Source organism: Pseudomonas sp. NPDC077649 (assembly GCF_044542855.1).
Lineage (GTDB): Bacteria > Pseudomonadota > Gammaproteobacteria > Pseudomonadales > Pseudomonadaceae > Aquipseudomonas.
This window is the reverse complement of sequence record NZ_JBITVF010000002.1, coordinates 569,788-587,099: the sequence shown is the minus strand read 5'-3', so window position 1 is coordinate 587,099 and position 17,312 is coordinate 569,788. Positions and strand designations below refer to the sequence as shown.

At 66.3% G+C, this 17,312-nt stretch carries 11 protein-coding genes and 2 tRNA genes; 4 read left to right on the top strand and 9 right to left on the bottom strand.

Going from position 1 to position 17,312, the window contains the following annotated elements; genetic code table 11:
• The first annotated feature begins 2 nt into the window (after window positions 1-2).
• Genes nrfB through ACIGFL_RS09840 form a run of 3 tightly spaced genes read left to right on the top strand, consistent with a single transcriptional unit; the run spans window position 3 to window position 6,168 of the window.
• A complete protein-coding gene (gene nrfB / locus ACIGFL_RS09850) occupies window positions 3-2,135 on the top strand; it encodes a cyclic di-3',5'-guanylate-activated glycosyltransferase NrfB (RefSeq protein ID WP_397497050.1) in 2,133 nt (710 codons plus the stop codon).
• 38 nt (window positions 2,136-2,173) lie between these two features.
• A complete protein-coding gene (locus tag ACIGFL_RS09845; protein WP_397497049.1) occupies window positions 2,174-5,323 on the top strand; it encodes a phage receptor in 3,150 nt (1,049 codons plus the stop codon).
• On the top strand, window positions 5,323-6,168 hold the full coding sequence (locus ACIGFL_RS09840) for a DUF4434 family protein (protein WP_397497048.1): 846 nt from the start codon (window positions 5,323-5,325) through the stop codon (window positions 6,166-6,168). The genes ACIGFL_RS09845 and ACIGFL_RS09840 overlap by 1 nt, the downstream gene beginning before the upstream one ends.
• Window positions 6,169-6,174: 6 nt before the next feature.
• Here ACIGFL_RS09840 and ACIGFL_RS09835 read toward each other — a convergent pair whose 3' ends face one another.
• The 8 genes from ACIGFL_RS09835 to ACIGFL_RS09800 form a co-directional block, all read right to left on the bottom strand.
• The gene (locus tag ACIGFL_RS09835) at window positions 6,175-6,594 is read right to left on the bottom strand and encodes a thiol-disulfide oxidoreductase DCC family protein (RefSeq protein WP_305955977.1); all 420 of its coding nucleotides are present in this window, start codon (window positions 6,592-6,594) and stop codon (window positions 6,175-6,177) included.
• Window positions 6,595-6,632: 38 nt separating this feature from the next.
• Window positions 6,633-7,955 carry a 30S ribosomal protein S12 methylthiotransferase RimO gene (rimO, locus tag ACIGFL_RS09830; protein ID WP_021446054.1) on the bottom strand — a complete coding sequence of 441 codons (1,323 nt, stop codon included), beginning with the start codon at window positions 7,953-7,955 and terminating at the stop codon, window positions 6,633-6,635.
• A 96-nt stretch (window positions 7,956-8,051) separates the two neighbouring features.
• Window positions 8,052-8,600, bottom strand: a complete 549-nt coding sequence (locus tag ACIGFL_RS09825; RefSeq protein WP_122107316.1) for a cytochrome b — start codon at window positions 8,598-8,600, stop codon at window positions 8,052-8,054.
• Between the two features lie 136 nt (window positions 8,601-8,736).
• A tRNA-Met gene (locus ACIGFL_RS09820) sits at window positions 8,737-8,813 on the bottom strand.
• 115 nt (window positions 8,814-8,928) lie between these two features.
• Window positions 8,929-9,005 (bottom strand) — tRNA-Met (locus ACIGFL_RS09815).
• A 552-nt stretch (window positions 9,006-9,557) separates the two neighbouring features.
• Window positions 9,558-11,603 (bottom strand): pyridoxamine 5'-phosphate oxidase family protein, encoded by a 2,046-nt coding sequence (locus ACIGFL_RS09810; protein WP_397497047.1) that lies wholly within the window; start codon window positions 11,601-11,603, stop codon window positions 9,558-9,560.
• Window positions 11,604-11,656: 53 nt separating this feature from the next.
• The gene (locus tag ACIGFL_RS09805) at window positions 11,657-12,283 is read right to left on the bottom strand and encodes a glutathione S-transferase family protein (protein WP_397497046.1); all 627 of its coding nucleotides are present in this window, start codon (window positions 12,281-12,283) and stop codon (window positions 11,657-11,659) included.
• 31 nt (window positions 12,284-12,314) lie between these two features.
• Window positions 12,315-13,202, bottom strand: a complete 888-nt coding sequence (locus ACIGFL_RS09800) for an alpha/beta fold hydrolase (protein ID WP_122107313.1) — start codon at window positions 13,200-13,202, stop codon at window positions 12,315-12,317.
• Between the two features lie 174 nt (window positions 13,203-13,376).
• On the opposite strand from ACIGFL_RS09800, the gene ACIGFL_RS09795 reads away from it, so the two are divergent.
• Entirely contained in the window at window positions 13,377-13,955 is a 579-nt protein-coding gene (locus ACIGFL_RS09795) for a CGNR zinc finger domain-containing protein (RefSeq protein ID WP_397497045.1), read from the top strand.
• A 222-nt stretch (window positions 13,956-14,177) separates the two neighbouring features.
• On the opposite strand, the gene ACIGFL_RS09790 is transcribed toward ACIGFL_RS09795, so the two are convergent.
• Window positions 14,178-17,312 carry an efflux RND transporter permease subunit gene (locus ACIGFL_RS09790; protein WP_397497044.1) on the bottom strand — a complete coding sequence of 1,045 codons (3,135 nt, stop codon included), beginning with the start codon at window positions 17,310-17,312 and terminating at the stop codon, window positions 14,178-14,180.

Genomic DNA, 17,312 nt, shown 5'->3' with positions numbered 1-17,312 from the left:
CGATGAGTCTGGATCTGGTCGACCTGCTGGCCTATGTGCTGTATGCCCTGAAATACCTGGCCATCCTGCTCGCCGCGCTGATGTTCCTGCTCGGCCTGGATGACCTGTTCATCGACCTGGTGTACTGGGGGCGTGCGCTGATCCGCCGCTTTCGCGTCTACGCCGAGCACGAGCGCGCCGACGAGAGGCTGCTCTATGGCACGCCGGAAAAGCCCCTGGCGATCATGGTGCCGGCCTGGCAGGAGGTCGGCGTGGTCGGTGAGATGGCGCGCCTGGCGGCCTCCACCCTGGACTACGAGAACTACCAGATCTTCGTCGGCACCTACCCCAACGACCCCGACACCCAGGCCGACGTCGACGCCGTGTGCCTGCATTACCCCAACGTACACAAGGTGGTCTGCGCCCGCCCCGGGCCGACCAGCAAGGCCGACTGCCTGAACAACGTGATCGATGCCATCCTGCGCTTCGAGGCCGAGGCGCGGGTGGAGTTCGCCGGCTTCATCCTGCACGACGCCGAGGACGTGATCTCGCCGCTGGAGCTGCGCCTGTTCAACTACCTGCTGCCGAACAAGGACCTGATCCAGGTGCCGGTCTACCCCTATGCCCCGGAGTGGAGCGGCTTCACCGCCGGGCATTACGTCGACGAGTTCGCCGAGAACCACGGCAAGGACGTGGTGGTGCGCGAGGCGCTCACCGGCCAGGTGCCCAGCGCCGGCGTCGGCACCTGCTTCAGCCGCCGCGCCATCGCCGCGCTGCTGGAAGACGGCGACGGCATCGCCTTCGACGTGCAGAGCCTGACCGAGGACTACGACATCGGCTTCCGCCTCAAGGCCAAGGGCATGAAGTGCATCTTCGCCCGTTTCCCGGTCAGCGATCCGAAACTGGCCCTGGCGCAGGAGTCCGGGCTGGGCATGAGCCAGCGCTTCGCCCAGGTGATCTGCGTGCGCGAGCACTTTCCGCGGACCTGGGCGCACGCCATCCGGCAAAAATCGCGCTGGATCACCGGCATCGTCTTCCAGGGTACCCGCAACCTGGGCTGGAGCCCGCGGGCGGCGCTCAACTACTTCCTCTGGCGCGACCGCCGCGGGCTGTTCGCCTACCTGCTGAGCTTTCTGGTCAACCTGCTGTTCTTGGTGCTGCTCGCCATGTGGCTGATCGGCCTGTTCAACCCCGAGGCCTGGCATTTTCCCTCGATCCTCTCCGGCAGCCCGCTGCTCAGCACGCTGCTCTGGCTCAATGGCCTGCTGCTGCTCAACCGCCTGTTCCAGCGCGGCTACTTCGTCACCCGCTTCTACGGCATCGGCCAGGGCCTGCTGTCGGTGCCGCGGATGATGTGGAGCAACTTCGTCAACTTTTTCGCCAACGTCCGCGCGCTCAAGCAGGTGCTGGAGATGGGCGACTCGCGCCGGGTGGCCTGGGACAAGACCACCCACGAATTCCCCTCGCTCGGGCAGAGCCCGCAGACGCCGCTGGGCCGGCGCCTGGTCGAACAGGGCCTGATCGGCGAGGCGCAGCTGACCGCGGCGCTGACCAACCCGGTGCGGCGTCGTCTCGGCCGCCAGCTGTTGCTCGACGGCCTGCTCGACAGCCGCCAGCTGGTGCAGGCCCTGGCCGCGCAGCTGGACGAGCCCTGGGCGCCGCTCAACCCCTTCCGCCTCGACCAGCGCCTGATCCGTGCCTTTCCCCGGCGCCTGGCGCTGCGCTATGCGGTGCTGCCGGTGGCGGAGGAGGGCGAGACCCTGGTGCTGGCCAGCGAACGCCTGCTCAGCCAGGTCTCGGTCGGCGCCATCAGTCGCCAGCTCGGTCGTCCGGTGCGCTGGCAGCTGGCGCCGCAGGGGCGGGTGACCCTGGGCCTGCGCCACTGGTATGGCGGCCGCCACAGCAGCGAGGAGAGCCGCGCCATGCTTGCCGCACTGCAGCGCCATGCCGACGACGAGGCCCTGCTGGAGCAGGTGTGCAAGCACCAGGTGCTGTTCGGCGACCTGCTGCAGGTGCGCGGTCTGCTGCCGCCGTCGCTGTTCAACCAGGCGCTGATCGACTTCGACCCGGAGCGGCACTCCCTCGGCCAGCACCTGCTGCAGCGCGGGGTGATCGGCGAGGAGGTGCTGCGGCAGGCGCTGCGTGAACAGGCCTAGGAACAGCGCGAGTCCTATCGGCTGGTGGAGGCGCTGGTATGAAGCGCCTGCTCGGTGTGTCCCTGCTCGCCGGTCTGGTCGCCACTGCGGCGATGGCCGCCGAGCCCTTGACCGGCTTCCAGCAGTTTCGCAGCTACCCCTTCCTCGACCGCGCCTACCGCGAGGCCGGCCGCGACAACTGGGCGGAGGTGGAGCGGCTGATGCGCCATCTGCTCGAGCGCGTGCCGCGCAACGACGAGGCGCGCAGCCTGCTAGTCGAGGCGCTGGCCAAGCAGCGCCGCTACCGCGAGGCCGAGGCGCTGGCCACGCAGCTGAGCGACGGTCACGATGCCCTGCTGGAGCTGCGCCTGACCTGGATCGAGCAGGACCCGCCGGGCACCTCGCTGGTCGAAGCCTGGCTGGCGCAGAGCGAGGGCGACGACCATGTGCGCCTGTGGCAGGCCTACAGCCTCAGCCTGGCCAGGTTCGGCGGCGCCAAGCGTGCACTGGACTGGCTCAACGAGATTCCGCCCAAGGGCGACGACCAGGTGCTGCGCATGGCCCGCGCCAACTGGGCCGAGCGCCTGCGCGACTGGTCCGCCACCGAGCAGCAGCTGGCCGCGCTGGAGGCCGAGGGCCGGCTGAGCGAGGACGACTGGCGGCGACTGGCCAATGCCCGCGTGCAACTGCTCGACGAGGCTGGCCTGCAGCGCCTGCTGGCGCGGCCGCCGTCGCCGGCGGCGGAGCGGCAGCTACGCCTGGCCATGCTCGATCGCGCCGTTGCCCTGGGGCAGCTGGAGATGGCCAAACGCTGGCTGGCCAGCCTGCCGCCGGCCGACCGCGACAGCGCCGAGCAGCGCGGCCGTCTGTGGGAGCTGGCGCGCCAGGGTGGCGATACGCCGCTGGTGCGCGAACTGGGCGAGCAGCTCGGGCGGCCCTGCCTGGAGACCGCCGAATGGCTGTCGCGTCATGACCCGGGCGCGGCCCTCGAGCAATTGCACGACTGCCGCGCCGAGGACGATCCGCAGACCTGGTTGGTGCTGGCCCAGCGCCTGCAGGCCGAGGATCTGCTGCAGCGCCAGCGCCTGGCCGAGCCCTGGGACTCGGCGCGTCGCGACAGCCTGCTGGCGCTGTGGCGCGAACAGGGCCGCGGCGACCTGGCCCTGGCCTGGCTGGCGCGTCAGCCGCAGACCCCGGCGGTGCAGCGCCAGCGTGCCGAACTGCTGCAGGCCGCCGGCCAGCGCGAGCAGGCCGAGCGCCTGTGGTTCGACTACTACCGCAGCAGCGGCGACCTGCAGGCGCTGGATCAGGCCAGCTACCTGGCAGTGCAGGCGGGGCGCCACGATGTGGCGCGGCAGTGGTTGGAGCAGGCCTTCGACAGCCACGGCGGGCGTCTGCCGGCGCCGCTGTTGCAGCGCCTGGCCGGGCTCTATGCCGAGGCCGATGCGCCTCTGGATATGGCGCGCGCCCGGGCGCTGCTGGCGCATCTGGACGGCGACAGCCGTGCCGCGCTGCTCGGCCGCCTGGCCGAAAGCGGCCACTGCGCCTGGGTGCGGGGCGAGATCGCCGATACCACGCGCAACCCTGCCGAGCTGCGCGTGCTCGGCCGCTGCGCCATGCCGGCGCGTCCCGGCGAGGCGGTGGTTTATTACCAGGCGGCGCTGGCTCAGGGCGATCAGGCCAGTCGCCTGCCGCTGGCCTATGCCCTGGAGGCCGCCGGCGATGCGCCGGCGGCCTGGCGCATCTGGCGCGAGCTGGCGCCGACGCAACTGGACAACATCGCCCGGCTGACCGCCGCGCGCAGCGCCCTGGGCGCCGGCGAGGCGCAGGCCGCCGAGCGCTACTGGCAGGCGGCGCAGTCGACCAGTGCCGACGACTGGGCCCTGGGGGCAGCCATCGCCCAGGCCGGCGGTGACCTGCCGCTGGCCCTGCAGCGCCAGCGCCTGGCACTGGACCAGCGGCCGCAGGCCGGTCACTACTATGGCGCCGCGGCCACCGCCCAGCTGGCCGGCGACACGCAGCAGAGCACGGCCTGGCTGGCCGAGGCGGCGCGGCTGGAGCCGGCCAACCCGCGTTACAACGCCGACTACGCCATGCGTCTGGCCGCCGCCGAGAGCGCCGAGGAGCGGCGCCGCGCCATTGCCCCGCTGCAGCGTGCGACGCGCGACTATCCCGAGGACTACCGCCTCGGCGAGACCCTGGCCTGGCGTTACGCCGAGGCCGAGGACAGTGTGGCGGCGCGCCTCGAGCTGCGCCGGGTGATCGACCTGGAACAGCACCCGGTGGCCGGCGACGACCAGTACGGCAGCCTGGAGGCGCGGCGCTACCGTCAGCGCCGCGCCCATGAGAGCCTGTCGCGGCGCGACAGCTTCACCCTGGCCAGCGTCTGGTCGCCGGCCGGGGTGGCCACCAACGACATCCTGCGCGACGACGGCAGCCGCGCCGGAGAGAGCCGGCGGGCGGCGTCCAGCAACGTGCAGATGGCCGTCTGGGACCACGCCCTGGGCGCCGAGCCGAGCCGCGCCGGACGCAGCCTGTCGGTCTACGGCCGGGCGCTGCTGGGCGGCGACGGGCGCCACCGCTACGGCCGTTCCCTGGGCACCGGTCTGGGCCTGCGCTATCGGCCGCTCGGCACGCACAACCTCAATCTGTACAGCGAGCTCTATGCGCAGAGCGAACTGGACGACGCCGACTTCGACGGTTTCAGTCTCGGCCAGTGGCTCAATCCGGCCGCGGTGTCCGAGGCGCTCAACGATCACGTGCGCAAGGGCCAGGTCAGCACCGACCTGCTGCTGCGCGCCACCGCCTCCTTCTTCGATCAGGGCGACTGGCGCAACGACTGGCGGGTCGACGAAACGCAGTGGAACGAGCGCTCCCTCTATCTCGACGCCGCCTGGTGGACCCGCGCCGGCGATCATGCCTGGCTGTCGCGCTACCAGCAGGGGCGCACCTACAAGCTGGCCGCGGCCGGCGCGCAGACCCTGATGCCCTACGGTTTCGTCGAGTTCAGCGTGCAGGACCCGCGCAGCCACTGGCGCCAGGACTGGCGCAGCGGCCTCGGCCTGCGCTGGCAGCTGTGGTACGGCGACAGCCGGTACAACGCCTATCCGGCCAACCTCAAGGTCAATGCCGAGTACCAGTGGGGGCTGGGCGGCAACCTGTACGAACGGGCCAGCGGCGTGCTGCTGCGAGTGGAGGTGGATTTCTGATGCGTAGCCTTGTTCTGGCCTTCTGTCTGCTGCTCGTCGCCCAGCTGCACGCCGAGGAGCGCCTGTTCTTTCAGCCGCTGAATGCCGACAGCCGCCTGCAGGAGCAGGCCTGGCGGGATATCTGGCGCGCCAGTGCCGACGCCGGGGTGAAGACCCTGCTGGTGCAGTGGACGGCCTATGGCGAGGCGGATTTCGGCGGCGCCGACGGCTGGCTGGCCAACAGCCTGCGCGCCGCGCAGGAACAGGGCCTGCAGCTGGTGCTGGGGCTGTACATGGACCCGGCCTATTACCAGCGCCAGCGCGAGCTGGACGGCCCGGGCCTGCAGGTCTACTGGCAGTACCAGCTGGGCCTGTCGCTGGCGCACCAGCGGCTGCTGCGCGAGCAGTGGCAGTTGCCGGTGGCCGGCTGGTACCTGCCGCTGGAGTTGGACGACGTGCAGTTCCTGGCCGGCGAGCGGCGCCGGGTGCTGCGCCGCCAACTGCAGGATTTCGCCGCCCAGCTCGACGCGCCGCTGCACCTGAGCGCGTTCAGCGCCGCGCGCCTGAGTCCGAACGCCTATGCGGCCTGGCTCGGCGACTTGCAGGCGCTGGGCATCTCGGTCTGGTGGCAGGACGGCGAGGGCACCGCCAGCCTGGCGACGCCGGTGCGCCGCGCCTATGGCCAGGCACTGCCCTGCAGCATCGGCATCGTCCGCGAAGCCTTTCGCCAGACCAGCGCAGACGGCCAGCCGTTTCGCGCCGAGCCGGCCGAACCGCAGCGGCATTACTCCGGCTGTCATTCCGATGCCGTGTTCTCGCTGCGTTATCGCCCCTGGGGCGCGCCGCTCAGGGGTAGTGCGAACTAGCCTGTATCAGCCGGGCGGCCAGCGCCCCTGACGGCGCAGGCGGCGCAGCACCCAGCGCCGGTAGGTCCACGACAGCAGCGGGCGCAGGCCGGGCAGGGCCAGCAGCCAGGCCAGCGGGCGCAGGCGCGCAGTGCGTTGCAGCAGCAGGATGTAGGCGTCCAGCTCGCGGTGGATGCGGCCCTGTTCGTCCGCCACGTGCAGTTCGCTCAGTGCCGCTTGCGGGTCGATGCCGGCGGCGCGCAACTCCTCGTCGCGGCCACTGATATCCAGCCACTGCACGCTGTCGGCGGGCTGGTCGCTGAGGCGTTCGTAGCGGCGGCGGTCGGCGACGCAGCGCGGACAGGCACCGTCGTAATAGACCTTGATCGGCATGGTGGCGAAGCGGTGAGGAACCTGCCGTTGAGTATAGGCCTGCAGAAATGACAAGCCCCGCTCGGGGCGGGGCTTGGCGGTGCGGCGTAGGCTTAGATCAGTTCGCCCCACATGTCGTATTCATCGGCATCGACGATGCGCACGCGCACCTTGTCGCCCGGCTTGACCGCGGTGGAGTCGATAAACACGCTGCCGTCGATCTCCGGGGCGTCGGCCCAGGAACGGGCCACGGCGCCTTCGCCGTCGACTTCGTCGACCAGCACGTCCATCTCCAGGCCGATCTTGGCCTGCAGGCGCGCGCTGCTGATCGCCTGCTGGTGGGCCATGAAACGCTCCCAACGCTGCTGCTTGATCTCGTCCGGCACAGGTTCGAGATCCATGTCGTTGGCCGGGGCGCCGTCGACCGGGCTGTACTGGAAGCAGCCGACGCGATCGAGCTGGGCTTCGCTGAGCCAGTCCAGCAGGTACTGGAAGTCTTCCTCGGTCTCGCCGGGGAAGCCGACGATAAAGGTGGAGCGGATGGTCAGCTCGGGGCAGATCTCGCGCCATTTCTTGATCCGCGCCAGAGTCTTGTCCTCGAAGGCCGGGCGCTTCATGGCCTTGAGCACTTTCGGGCTGGCGTGCTGGAAGGGGATGTCCAGGTAGGGCAGCAGCTTGCCGGCGGCCATCAGCGGGATCACGTCGTCGACGTTGGGGTAGGGGTAGACGTAGTGCAGGCGCACCCACACGCCCATCGCCGACAGCGCCTCGCACAGTTCGAGCATGCGCGTCTTCACCGGCTGGCCGTTCCAGAAGTCCAGCTTGTACTTGAGGTCGACGCCGTAGGCGCTGGTGTCCTGGCTGATCACCAGCAGTTCCTTGACGCCGGCCTTGACCAGGCGCTCGGCCTCGCTCAATACGTCGCCGACCGGGCGGCTGACCAGCTTGCCGCGCATCGAGGGGATGATGCAGAAGCTGCAGCTGTGGTTGCAGCCCTCGGAAATCTTCAGGTAGGCGTAGTGGCGCGGGGTGAGCTTGATGCCCTGCGGCGGCACCAGGTCGATCAGCGGATTGTGCTCGGTCTTCGGCGGGATCACCTCGTGCACGGCGTTGACCACCTGCTCGTACTGCTGCGGGCCGGTGACCGCCAGCACGCTGGGGTGCACGTCGCGGATGCTGTCTTCGGCCACGCCCATGCAGCCGGTGACGATCACCTTGCCGTTCTCGGCGATGGCCTCGCCGATGGCGTCCAGCGATTCGGCCTTGGCGCTGTCGATAAAGCCGCAGGTGTTGACCACCACCACGTCGGCATCCTGGTAGGTCGGCACGATCTCGTAACCTTCCATGCGCAGCTGGGTCAGGATGCGTTCGCTATCGACCGTGGCCTTGGGGCATCCCAGGGAAACGAAGCCGACTTTCGGTGTGGCGGTGGACATGCGGGCTAACCTCGATGGGCGCCCCGGGGGCGCCGCTGATCAAAAAGTGCGCAATTCTAGCGGCGGATCGGGCGCTTGACCAGAGGCGCCTGGTCTTCAGTTGCGTTTGGGCAGCATGCGGACCAGGGTGTTGTCGCCGCCTATATAGTGGTGCAGCAGGCCGGCCGCGGCGTGCAGGCCGATCAGCCAGTAGCCGGCGGTGCCGGCCAGCTCGTGCAGTTCCTTGAATTGTCCGACCAGCTCCTTGTTCGGGCCGATCAATGCCGGCAGCTCCAGGCCGAAGAAGGGGATGGGCTTGCCGGCGGCACTAAGGATCAGCCAGCCGACCAGCGGCGTGCCGATCATCAGGGCGTACAGGGCGACATGCATCAGTTTCGCGGGTACGGCTTGCCAGGCGCTTAGCGCCGGCTCGATCTTCGGCGCCGGGGCGATCACGCGAGCCAGCAGGCGCAGCCAGACCAGGGCCAATACGCTCAGGCCGAGCATGAAATGCCATTGCTTGAGCAGCTCGCGGGCGTCGCTGCCCTTGGGGAAATTGCCTTTGAGTTCGATGCAGGCGTAGACGGCGGCGATCAGGATCAGCATCAGCCAGTGCAGGCCGATGGACAGGCTGCCATAGCGGGACGGGGTGTTCTTCCAGTTCATCAGGGCGTTCCTCTGTCGATAACCTGCGTCTTCTGCAGGTACGGCAAGGGTATGCCCGTCTTGCTTAAGGGAAGCTGAGGAAGATCAACGGCGGAAACGAAAAAGGCCACTCGTTTGAGTGGCCTTTTTCTGAAGGTGGTTGCGGGAGCAGGATTTGAACCTACGACCTTCGGGTTATGAGCCCGACGAGCTACCAGACTGCTCCATCCCGCGCCGATGATTCTACGCCTGATTTAAATGCTGTCAATCGGTTTGTTTGTTTTAATCGACTGAGTCAATTGAAGGCGCAAACAAAAAGGCCACTCGCTTGAGTGGCCTTTTCGATGTTTGGTTGCGGGAGCAGGATTTGAACCTACGACCTTCGGGTTATGAGCCCGACGAGCTACCAGACTGCTCCATCCCGCGTCTGTGGGTCGGCATTTTACCGTCGGCTGCGCCGCTGTCAACCATGTATTTGAAGAAAACTGTTTTCAACTCAGGTGCTTAGCGTTAAACAGCTGTTAGATTTCAGGGCTCCAGGCCAGGCCGGGCAAGGCTTCCAAGGGTGTCGTGCGCCAGATGATCCACGTCGCCTGTGCATCCCATGTCCGAGTGTTTTTGGCGTCCCACTGGTGGTCGACTGGGTGTTTTGTGTCCGTTAGCGTTCGCCGGCGTGCGGGTCCAGCAGTGGAAAAAGCGGGTATTCACGCGGGGTTCGTAAACCGCCAGGAGATACCCGGCATGCCTTTGACTGGTGTCCAGATGCGCCAAGCCAGGCCCGGTCGTCCCAAGTCCCCCCAAAATTCAGTGACGGGCGGGGCTCTTTTCATTCGGGTCTAAGTCGTTTCTCAGCCTGCACCTAACCGCAGCAAGCGAGCTGTTCGGGCCGAATGTTGAGATTCGCCGGACCAGTTACAGCACGGAAGATTTCAAGCCCGGCGATGGAGGTGATTTCATCAGCTATTTCCGTGTTCCTCATCAGATATCCAGAACCAGCGGCTGCCCACCGCTTTCGTCTAAAGCGGGTACAGCGCAACAGATGAGCGCCATGCCTTCGTCCGGCATCTGAGCCGGGAGATGGGGGTAGTGCACCTGGCCGCTGAGCACTTTCGTTCGGCACATGCCGCAGGACCCACCACGGCAGCTGAAGTCGGGAGACAGACCACGGCTTTCCGCCAGTTCCAGCAGGCTGCCGCTGCCTGGTTTCCAGCGGGCTTCCCTGGCCGAGGCGGAGAAATACACCGGCGCCGGTGCTGTTGCCGCCGGCGGCTGAGCGGGTGTTGCTGGTTGATTGTCCTCTTTGCGTTGCAGTGTCGAGGGGCCAAAGGTCTCGGCGTGGATGCGTTGATCGGCGATGTTCAGTGCGCGCAGGCCGTCGTAAATCGCTTGGACAAAGCCCCCGGGGCCACATAAGTAGAAGTCGTAGTCGTCCACCGGCAGGTGAATCTTGATCGTCGCGACGTCGAGACGTCCGAGCTGTTCATGATCCCGGCCCAGCACTGTATTTTCTTCCGGGCAGCTGAGGGCGCGGTGCACCTGCAACAGATCAGGGCAGCGTTTGCGCAGATCTGCGATGTCCTGCTGAAAAGGCAATTGCTTCAAGGTTCGCGCGGACTGGAACAGGTGAATGCGGCGCTTGTTTCCCGACAGCTGGTTCTGCGCCACCAATTCCCGCAGCATCGAAAGCAATGGCGTCATGCCGACGCCTGCGCCGATCAGTACCACGGGGCGTGGCGTGTCTCCGTCAAGGGTGAAGCGCCCCATGGGTGCGCGTACCTGTAGTCGGTCACCGACTCGAACCTGGTCGTGCAGGTAGCGCGAGACCAGCCCCTGAAGCTTGACGCTGATGCGCAGAAAGCTGTCAGAGGGTGCGCTGGACAGGCTATAGGTGCGAACCAGCACCTGCCCCCCGGCGGCCGTGGGAATGCGTAGCGGTAGATGCTGTCCCGCCATGAAACTGACCGTCTCGCCGTTTGGGGGCTGGAGGTAGAAGGAACGGATGTCCTGGCTTTCCTGCTCCAGGCGGATCACTTGCCAGTCCTGCCACTGATTGCGCTGCTGCCCATCGGCTTCGGCCCAGGTACCGGTCATCAGGCTGGTCGGCGCGTATTCCTGGAAATTCCAGCGAATCGATAGAGCGCGCGGTCGAAGCACGGCCTGCTGTACGTCGAGGGTCCAGAGGCGTTCGGCACCCTTGAAAGCGCCGATCATCGGGCTGTTGGCAATCAGTTCCGTCGTTCCAAACAGTTGCAGCACATCGCCATTGAGAAAATCGACAAAAAGCAATCCGGCGACCGGGTTCAGGTGCAGGTTGCCCAGGGTGTTGAAGTGCAAGTTGCCGGCGTAGTCCGGGATGGTCAGGCGGTTCCCGGCGACTTTAATGAATCCAGGCCGCCCACCGCGATGGGAGACATCCACAGAGCGTTGGCCGTCTTCGTGCGCGACGTAGCTGGCGACGAAGAACGTATCGGCATTGCGGATCATCGCTGCCAGGCTGGCGTCCAGCGCCGCGAAGTCCCGGCGTGCGTCCTGCTCGTCGCGGCCTGTCTCCTCGCGGGTGTAGGTGCGTTGCTGGATGTACTGCGGGCAATTGCCGAAGGAGTGCTCGACGGCGACTTCCAGACGACCCGCTTCGACTTGTCGGAGGACGCCGTTCATGCGGTTGCGCCGCCGTGTGTGCAACTCGATGCCCAGCAGGCCGATCGCGCTGCCGGTCGCAAAGCCGCTGGCCGCCGGGTCCTGCTGGTCGAGTTCGGTGGCTAGCACCAGGCAGCGGGGATCGGGCGAGGTGACGAAGCCTTCCGGCCCTTCGAGTAGCGTCGCCCAGGGTCGGCCCTGGGCATCCACTGCGCCGACGATCATGAAGGGCAATTGGTGATAGAAGTCACGGTGCTGGTCTGGCATGTAGTCACGGATCACCCGCTGACCGTAGGACTCCATGTCCCCGGAAACGCCGGCGCGTTCTTGCATCGCCTTTTCGCCGGCATGCCAGGGAGAACGGCGGGGATTGGTTGAAGTATCCATCACGAAGACCTCGCTGGAGAGGCTGCCGGGCGTACCGGCAGCGGGCGGCGGGTTCAGCCGGCCTGCAGGCCGGCCACGGAGCGCTGCATGGGCACGAAGCCGGGCAGGGCCTCGATGCGGGTCAGCCAGGCGCGGAGGTTGGGGTATGGCGCCAACGACACATTGCCCTCCGGCGCGAGCGCGATGGAGGTGTAGTTGGCGATGTCAGCAATGCTGGGACAATCACCGGCGAGGAAGGGCGTTCTGGCCAGTTCGCCATCCATGATCTGGAACAAGGCATGGGCGCGGGCGATGACGTCGTCGGCATTGAAGCGGGCGCCGAACACCCTGATCAGCCGCGCGGCCCCAGGCCCGAAGGCGACCTGGCCGGCCGCCACCGACAGCCAACGCTGTACACGGGCCTCGCCTAGGGGATCTGCCGGCAGCCAGCGACCGTTGCCATATTTTTTCGCCAAGTAGACGAGGATGGCGTTCGAGTCGCTGACGATGGTGCCGCCGTCGTCGATCACCGGCACCTGACCGAAGCTATTGAGGGCGAGGAATTCGGGGTGCTTGTGGGCCCGCTTGGCCAGGTCGACGAAGATCAGCTCGGTGGGCAACTTCAGCAACGCGAGCAGCAGCTCTGCGCGGTGGGCATGCACCGACAGCGGATAACGGTAGAGTTTGATGGCGCGGGTCATGGCGCGAGCTCCGGTCGAGTTGGGCAAGACATCAGGCCTGAATGCTCCCCAGCACGTCCCGGATGCGCCGGGCGATATGATCCACATGGGTTTCCAGGGCGAAGTGCCCGGTATCGAGCAACTCCACGATCGCATCGGGATTGTCGCGTTTGAAAGCTTCAGCGCCCGGCGGGATGAAGAAGGGATCGTGCGCGCCCCAGATCACCAGGGTAGGCAGTCGCGTATCGCGCAGGAACGCTTGGAAGGCCGGGTACAGCTTCAGGTTATTGGCGTAATCGAGGAACAGGTCGAGCTGGATGTCCTTGTTGCCTGGACGTTCCAACAGCAACGCATCGAGGTAGTACGACTCGGGCGCCACCCGCTCCACGTCCTTCACGCCATGCAGGTACTGCCAGCGGGTGCCGGCCAGGTTCAGCACGGCATCGTTCACCACCTGGCGGCGCTCGGGATTGCCCGGTTCGGCCCAATAGTCGCGGATCGGCTGCCAGGCATCGCCCAAACCTTCCAGGTAGGCATTGCCATTTTGCGAGATCAACCCGGTGACTCGATCCGGATGGGCCAGGGCCAGGCGCAGGGCAGTGGGTGCGCCGTAGTCGAACACGTAGAGGGCGTAGCGTTGCAGGCCCAGCTTCTCGACGAAGGCGTCGAGGGTGAGCGCCAGGGCATCGAAGCTGTAGCGGTATTCACGCTCAGCGGGCACCTCGGTGAAACCGAACCCCGGCAGGTCCGGCGCAACGATATGGAACATGTCGGCCAGCAGCGGGATCAGTTCGCGGAACTGGTGGGAAGAGCTGGGAAAGCCGTGCACCAGCAGCAGGGTGGGGGCGGCGGGGTCACCCGCCTCACGGTAGAAGACGCGGACACCGTCGGCGTCGACGAACTGGTGGCGAACCGGGATATGCACGATAGGTGAGGTCATGGCGATCACTCTGTAACTTGTAAAATGATTATTTATGGTTACCCATGGCGCCGATTATGAACCTTGCCTGTAACCTGTCAACTGGATAAAAAAGGTTACAAGCCAGAATTTTGTAACTGTTCAGTTATGGTTTATAGGGTTACCATTTGGCCGGTTACCTTACAGAGCGCCATCATGACCACCACCTCTGCTTCGCCTCCCGTCGAACCCTTCGTACTGGCCGACCACCCCGTGCTGGACATGCTCAATACCTTGGCCGCTCTGGACGGGGCTCCTCTGGAGTTCTGGCGCAGCGACGAGGATGTCCGAGCTTGGCTGGTCCGCACCGGCTGGGACCTACCCAGCACGCGCTTTCCCAAGGGCGAGTTGCTGAAGGTGGCGTTGACCCTGCGCGAAGCGGTGCGGGGGCTGGTGGAGCGACGCAAGGCGGGCGGCCAGGGTTCGCCGGAGGTACTCAATCGCTTCCTGGCCACGCCCAGCCACCTGCGGCTGGACTGTTCGACGAGTGGAGAACTGCGACTGGAGAAAGTGCGGGCAGCAACCACCGCCGAGCAGTACCTGGCGCCTCTGGCCGAGGCGGCTGCCAAGTTGCTGGTGGAAGGAGACTTCAATCTGGTGCGTCAATGCGAACATCCAGATTGCGTGCTCTGGTTCTACGACCGCACCAAGTCCCATCGCCGCCGCTGGTGCAGCATGGCGCTATGCGGTAACCGGCATAAGGTGGCGGAGTTCCGTAAACGCAAGCAGCAGTGATGCGGGTTTTATGAGAAGCACTGAGTCTGGATTGCAGGGACGACTACAACGCCGAGCACCCGACGAAGCTCAGGTCCTGGCCGGCTCCGCTGAACGGGCGTCCTTGGCCAGTCGTTCAGGTGCTCCAGCACCATGTGCACGGCACGTTCACGGACTTCGGGGGAGTGGGTTGTAGTCGTTCTCATGACCTCATCTTCTCGGCGGCAGATCGCCGCGATTCGTTCATGCCTCGCTGCCTTCGCGCTGCCGCAGTGCACGGGCTTGCGTCTGACCGGGGGGCGTCCAGCTCGGGTGCGCCTCGCGGGTCGGCTGCGGCTTCGTGCGCAGGATCAGCGCGGCGAGGGCAGGGAGGAACAGCAGCGTCAGCAACGTCCCGACCAGGACTCCGCCTATCAGCACATAGGCCATCGCTGACCAGAACACCGAGAAGGTCAGCGGGATGAAGGCGAGGGCGGCGGCCAGCGCCGTGAGCAACACTGGGCGGGCGCGACGCACCGTGGCTTCGATGATCGCTTCGCGTAGCGGCCTGCCGTCAGCCTGCTCGTGGCGAATCTGGTCGGTGAAGATCAGGGTGTTGCGCATCAGGATGCCGCCGATGCCGATCAACGCCAGAATGGCGTTGAAGCCGAACGGCTGGCCGAACAGCAACAGGGTCGGCACCGCACCTATCAGGCCCAGCGGCGCGGTGGCGAAGACCATGAACATCAGGGCGAAAGAACGCACCTGGAACATGATCACCACCAGGGTCAGCAGAATCATGAGCGGGAACCACTCGGCAAGGGCCCGATTGGCCTTGGCGCTTTCCTCGACCGGGCCGCCGATGGTCACCCGGTAGCCTTCCGGCAGGCCGGCGATCAGCGCCTGCAAGTCGGCATATACCGCCTTCTGCACATCTGGCGGCTGGGTGCCGGGCAGGATATCGGCGCGCACCTCGAAGGTCGGCTCGCGGTCACGGCGTTTGAGGATGGGCTCCTCCATCACGGCCTGGAAATGACCTACCTGCTCCAGGGGCACCGATACCCCCGCCGCGTTGGTAATGGTCAGGCCGGCGATGCCGTCGAGGTTCTCCCGCTGAGTATTCAGGGCCCGCACCATCACCGATACGCTGCGAGTGCCTTCACGTACCTCGGTCACCGGGTTGCCGACCAGCAGGGCGTTGAGCTGGCTCTTCACCTCATCGAGGCTGAAGCCCAACAGGCGCAGACGATCCTGGTCGAGCACCAGGCGGTAGGCACTGCTGCGTTCACCCCAGTCGACGAAGGTGTCGCGCGTCATGGGGTTGGTGCTCACCACTGCGCGCACTTCTTCGCTGACCTGCCGGAGTCGTTCGAGATCGGGGCCGGAGACGCGAAACACCACCGGGAACGGCACCGGTGGGCCGAACACTAGTTGCGTGACGCGCACCCGCGCGGAGGGGAATTCGCCGGCTTCGACGCGGGCCTGCATGCGTGCCTTGAGGGCGTCGCGGGCATGCGAGTCGGCGGTTTGCACGATGAGCTTGGCGAAGGCCGGGTCCGGCAGTTCCGGATTCAGCGACAGGAAGAAGCGGGGGGCGCCGCCGCCCACATAGGCATCCACCATCTGCGTCTGGGGTTCTTCGAGCAGGGCTTGCTCCACCTGAGCGACCACCGTTTCGGTGGCCTTGAAGGCGCTACCCGGCGGCATGTAGACCTCCACCAGCAACTCCGAGCGGTCGGAGTTGGGGAAGAACTGCTTCTTCACCGCGCCAAGACCCAGGATGCTGAGGGCGAAGGCGCCCACCACCAGAACGCTGACGAGCACGCGGCGGTTGACGCACCAACTGACAACACGTCGCAGACGCTGGTAGCCCGGCGTGGCGTAAAGCGCCTCGTGGCCACCGGCCACCGGGCGGATCTTCGGCAGCAGTTTCACGCCCAGGTAGGGGGTGAAAAACACCGCCACCAGCCAGGAAGCGAGCAGGGCGAAGCCGACGATCCAGAAGATGTTGCCGGCATATTCACCGGCGCCCGAGCGGGCGAACCCCACCGGCAGGAATCCGATGACCGTCACCAGGGTGCCGGTCAGCATGGGCGCGGCAGTGGAGGTCCAGGCGAAGGTGGCAGCCTGCATGCGTCCCAGGCCTTCTTCGAGCTTTACCACCATCATTTCGATGGCGATGATGGCGTCGTCCACCAGAAGCCCCAGAGAGAGGATCAGCGCGCCGAGGGTGATGCGGTCGAACTCTCTGCCAGTCGCCAGCATCACCACGAAGACGATGGACAGAGTCAGAGGCACGGCGGCGGCTACCACCAGACCGACGCGCAGGCCCAGCGCCAGCAGGCTGATGACCATGACCACGGCAAGGGCGACAAAGAACTTGAGCATGAATTCGTTCACCGCCAGGCGGATCTTCTCGGCCTGGTCGGCGACCTTGTCGAAGCGTATGCCGAGCGGCAGGTCGGCCTGGATGCGTGACTCTTCGGCCTGCAAGGACTCGTCCAGCTCCAGGCCGTTGAAATGCGGCTCCATCACCACGCCGAGCATCAGCGCTGGCTTGCCCTGGTGACGGATGCGGTAGCTCGCCGGCTCCTCGTAGCCGCGGCGTACGTTGGCAACGTCGGCGATGCGCAGGAGTCGGCCGCCCGCGTTGATCGGTACGTTCTCGATCAGCTCGAGGCTGTCGAAGGCGCCATCGAGACGGATGTGGGCGCGCGGGCCGCTGGTCTCGACGAAGCCGGCCGGCGCCACGGCATTCTGTTTGGCCAGGCTGTCGAAGATCTGCTCGGGCCGCAGACCCAGGGTGGCCAGACGCTCGTAGGAGAACTCGACGAAGATGCGCTGCGCCTGCTCGCCGAGGATGTTGACCTTCTTCACCCCGGGCAGACGCAGCAGTTGCTGGCGCAGATCCTCGGCCATGCGCACCTGCTGGCGATGCGGCAAGGGCTCGGCCTCCAGTGCGTAGAGGGCGAAGTAGACGTCGGAGTATTCATCGTTGAAGTAGGGCCCTAGGACGCCCCGGGGCAGGCGCTGGGCCTCGTCCGTGAGTTTCTTGCGGGTCTGGTAGAACAGCTGCTGGATGTCCTTGGGACGGGTGGAGTCGAGGAACTGCAGGCGCATCGAGACGAAGCCGGGCTGGGCGATGGTCTCCACCCGGTCATACAGATCCAGTTCCTGCAGGCGCTTCTCCAGGCGATCGGCTACCTGCTCCTGCATTTCTCTGGCGGTGGCGCCCGGCCAGGCTGCCGTGATGGTCATGGTCTTTACGGTGAAGGAGGGGTCCTCGGCGCGGCCGAGCTTGCCGAAGGCGATGACGCCGGCCAGCAGCGTCGCGATGATCAGGAACAGGGTCACCGCCGGCTGGCGTACGGCGTAGCTGGACAGGTTGAAGCCGCTCAT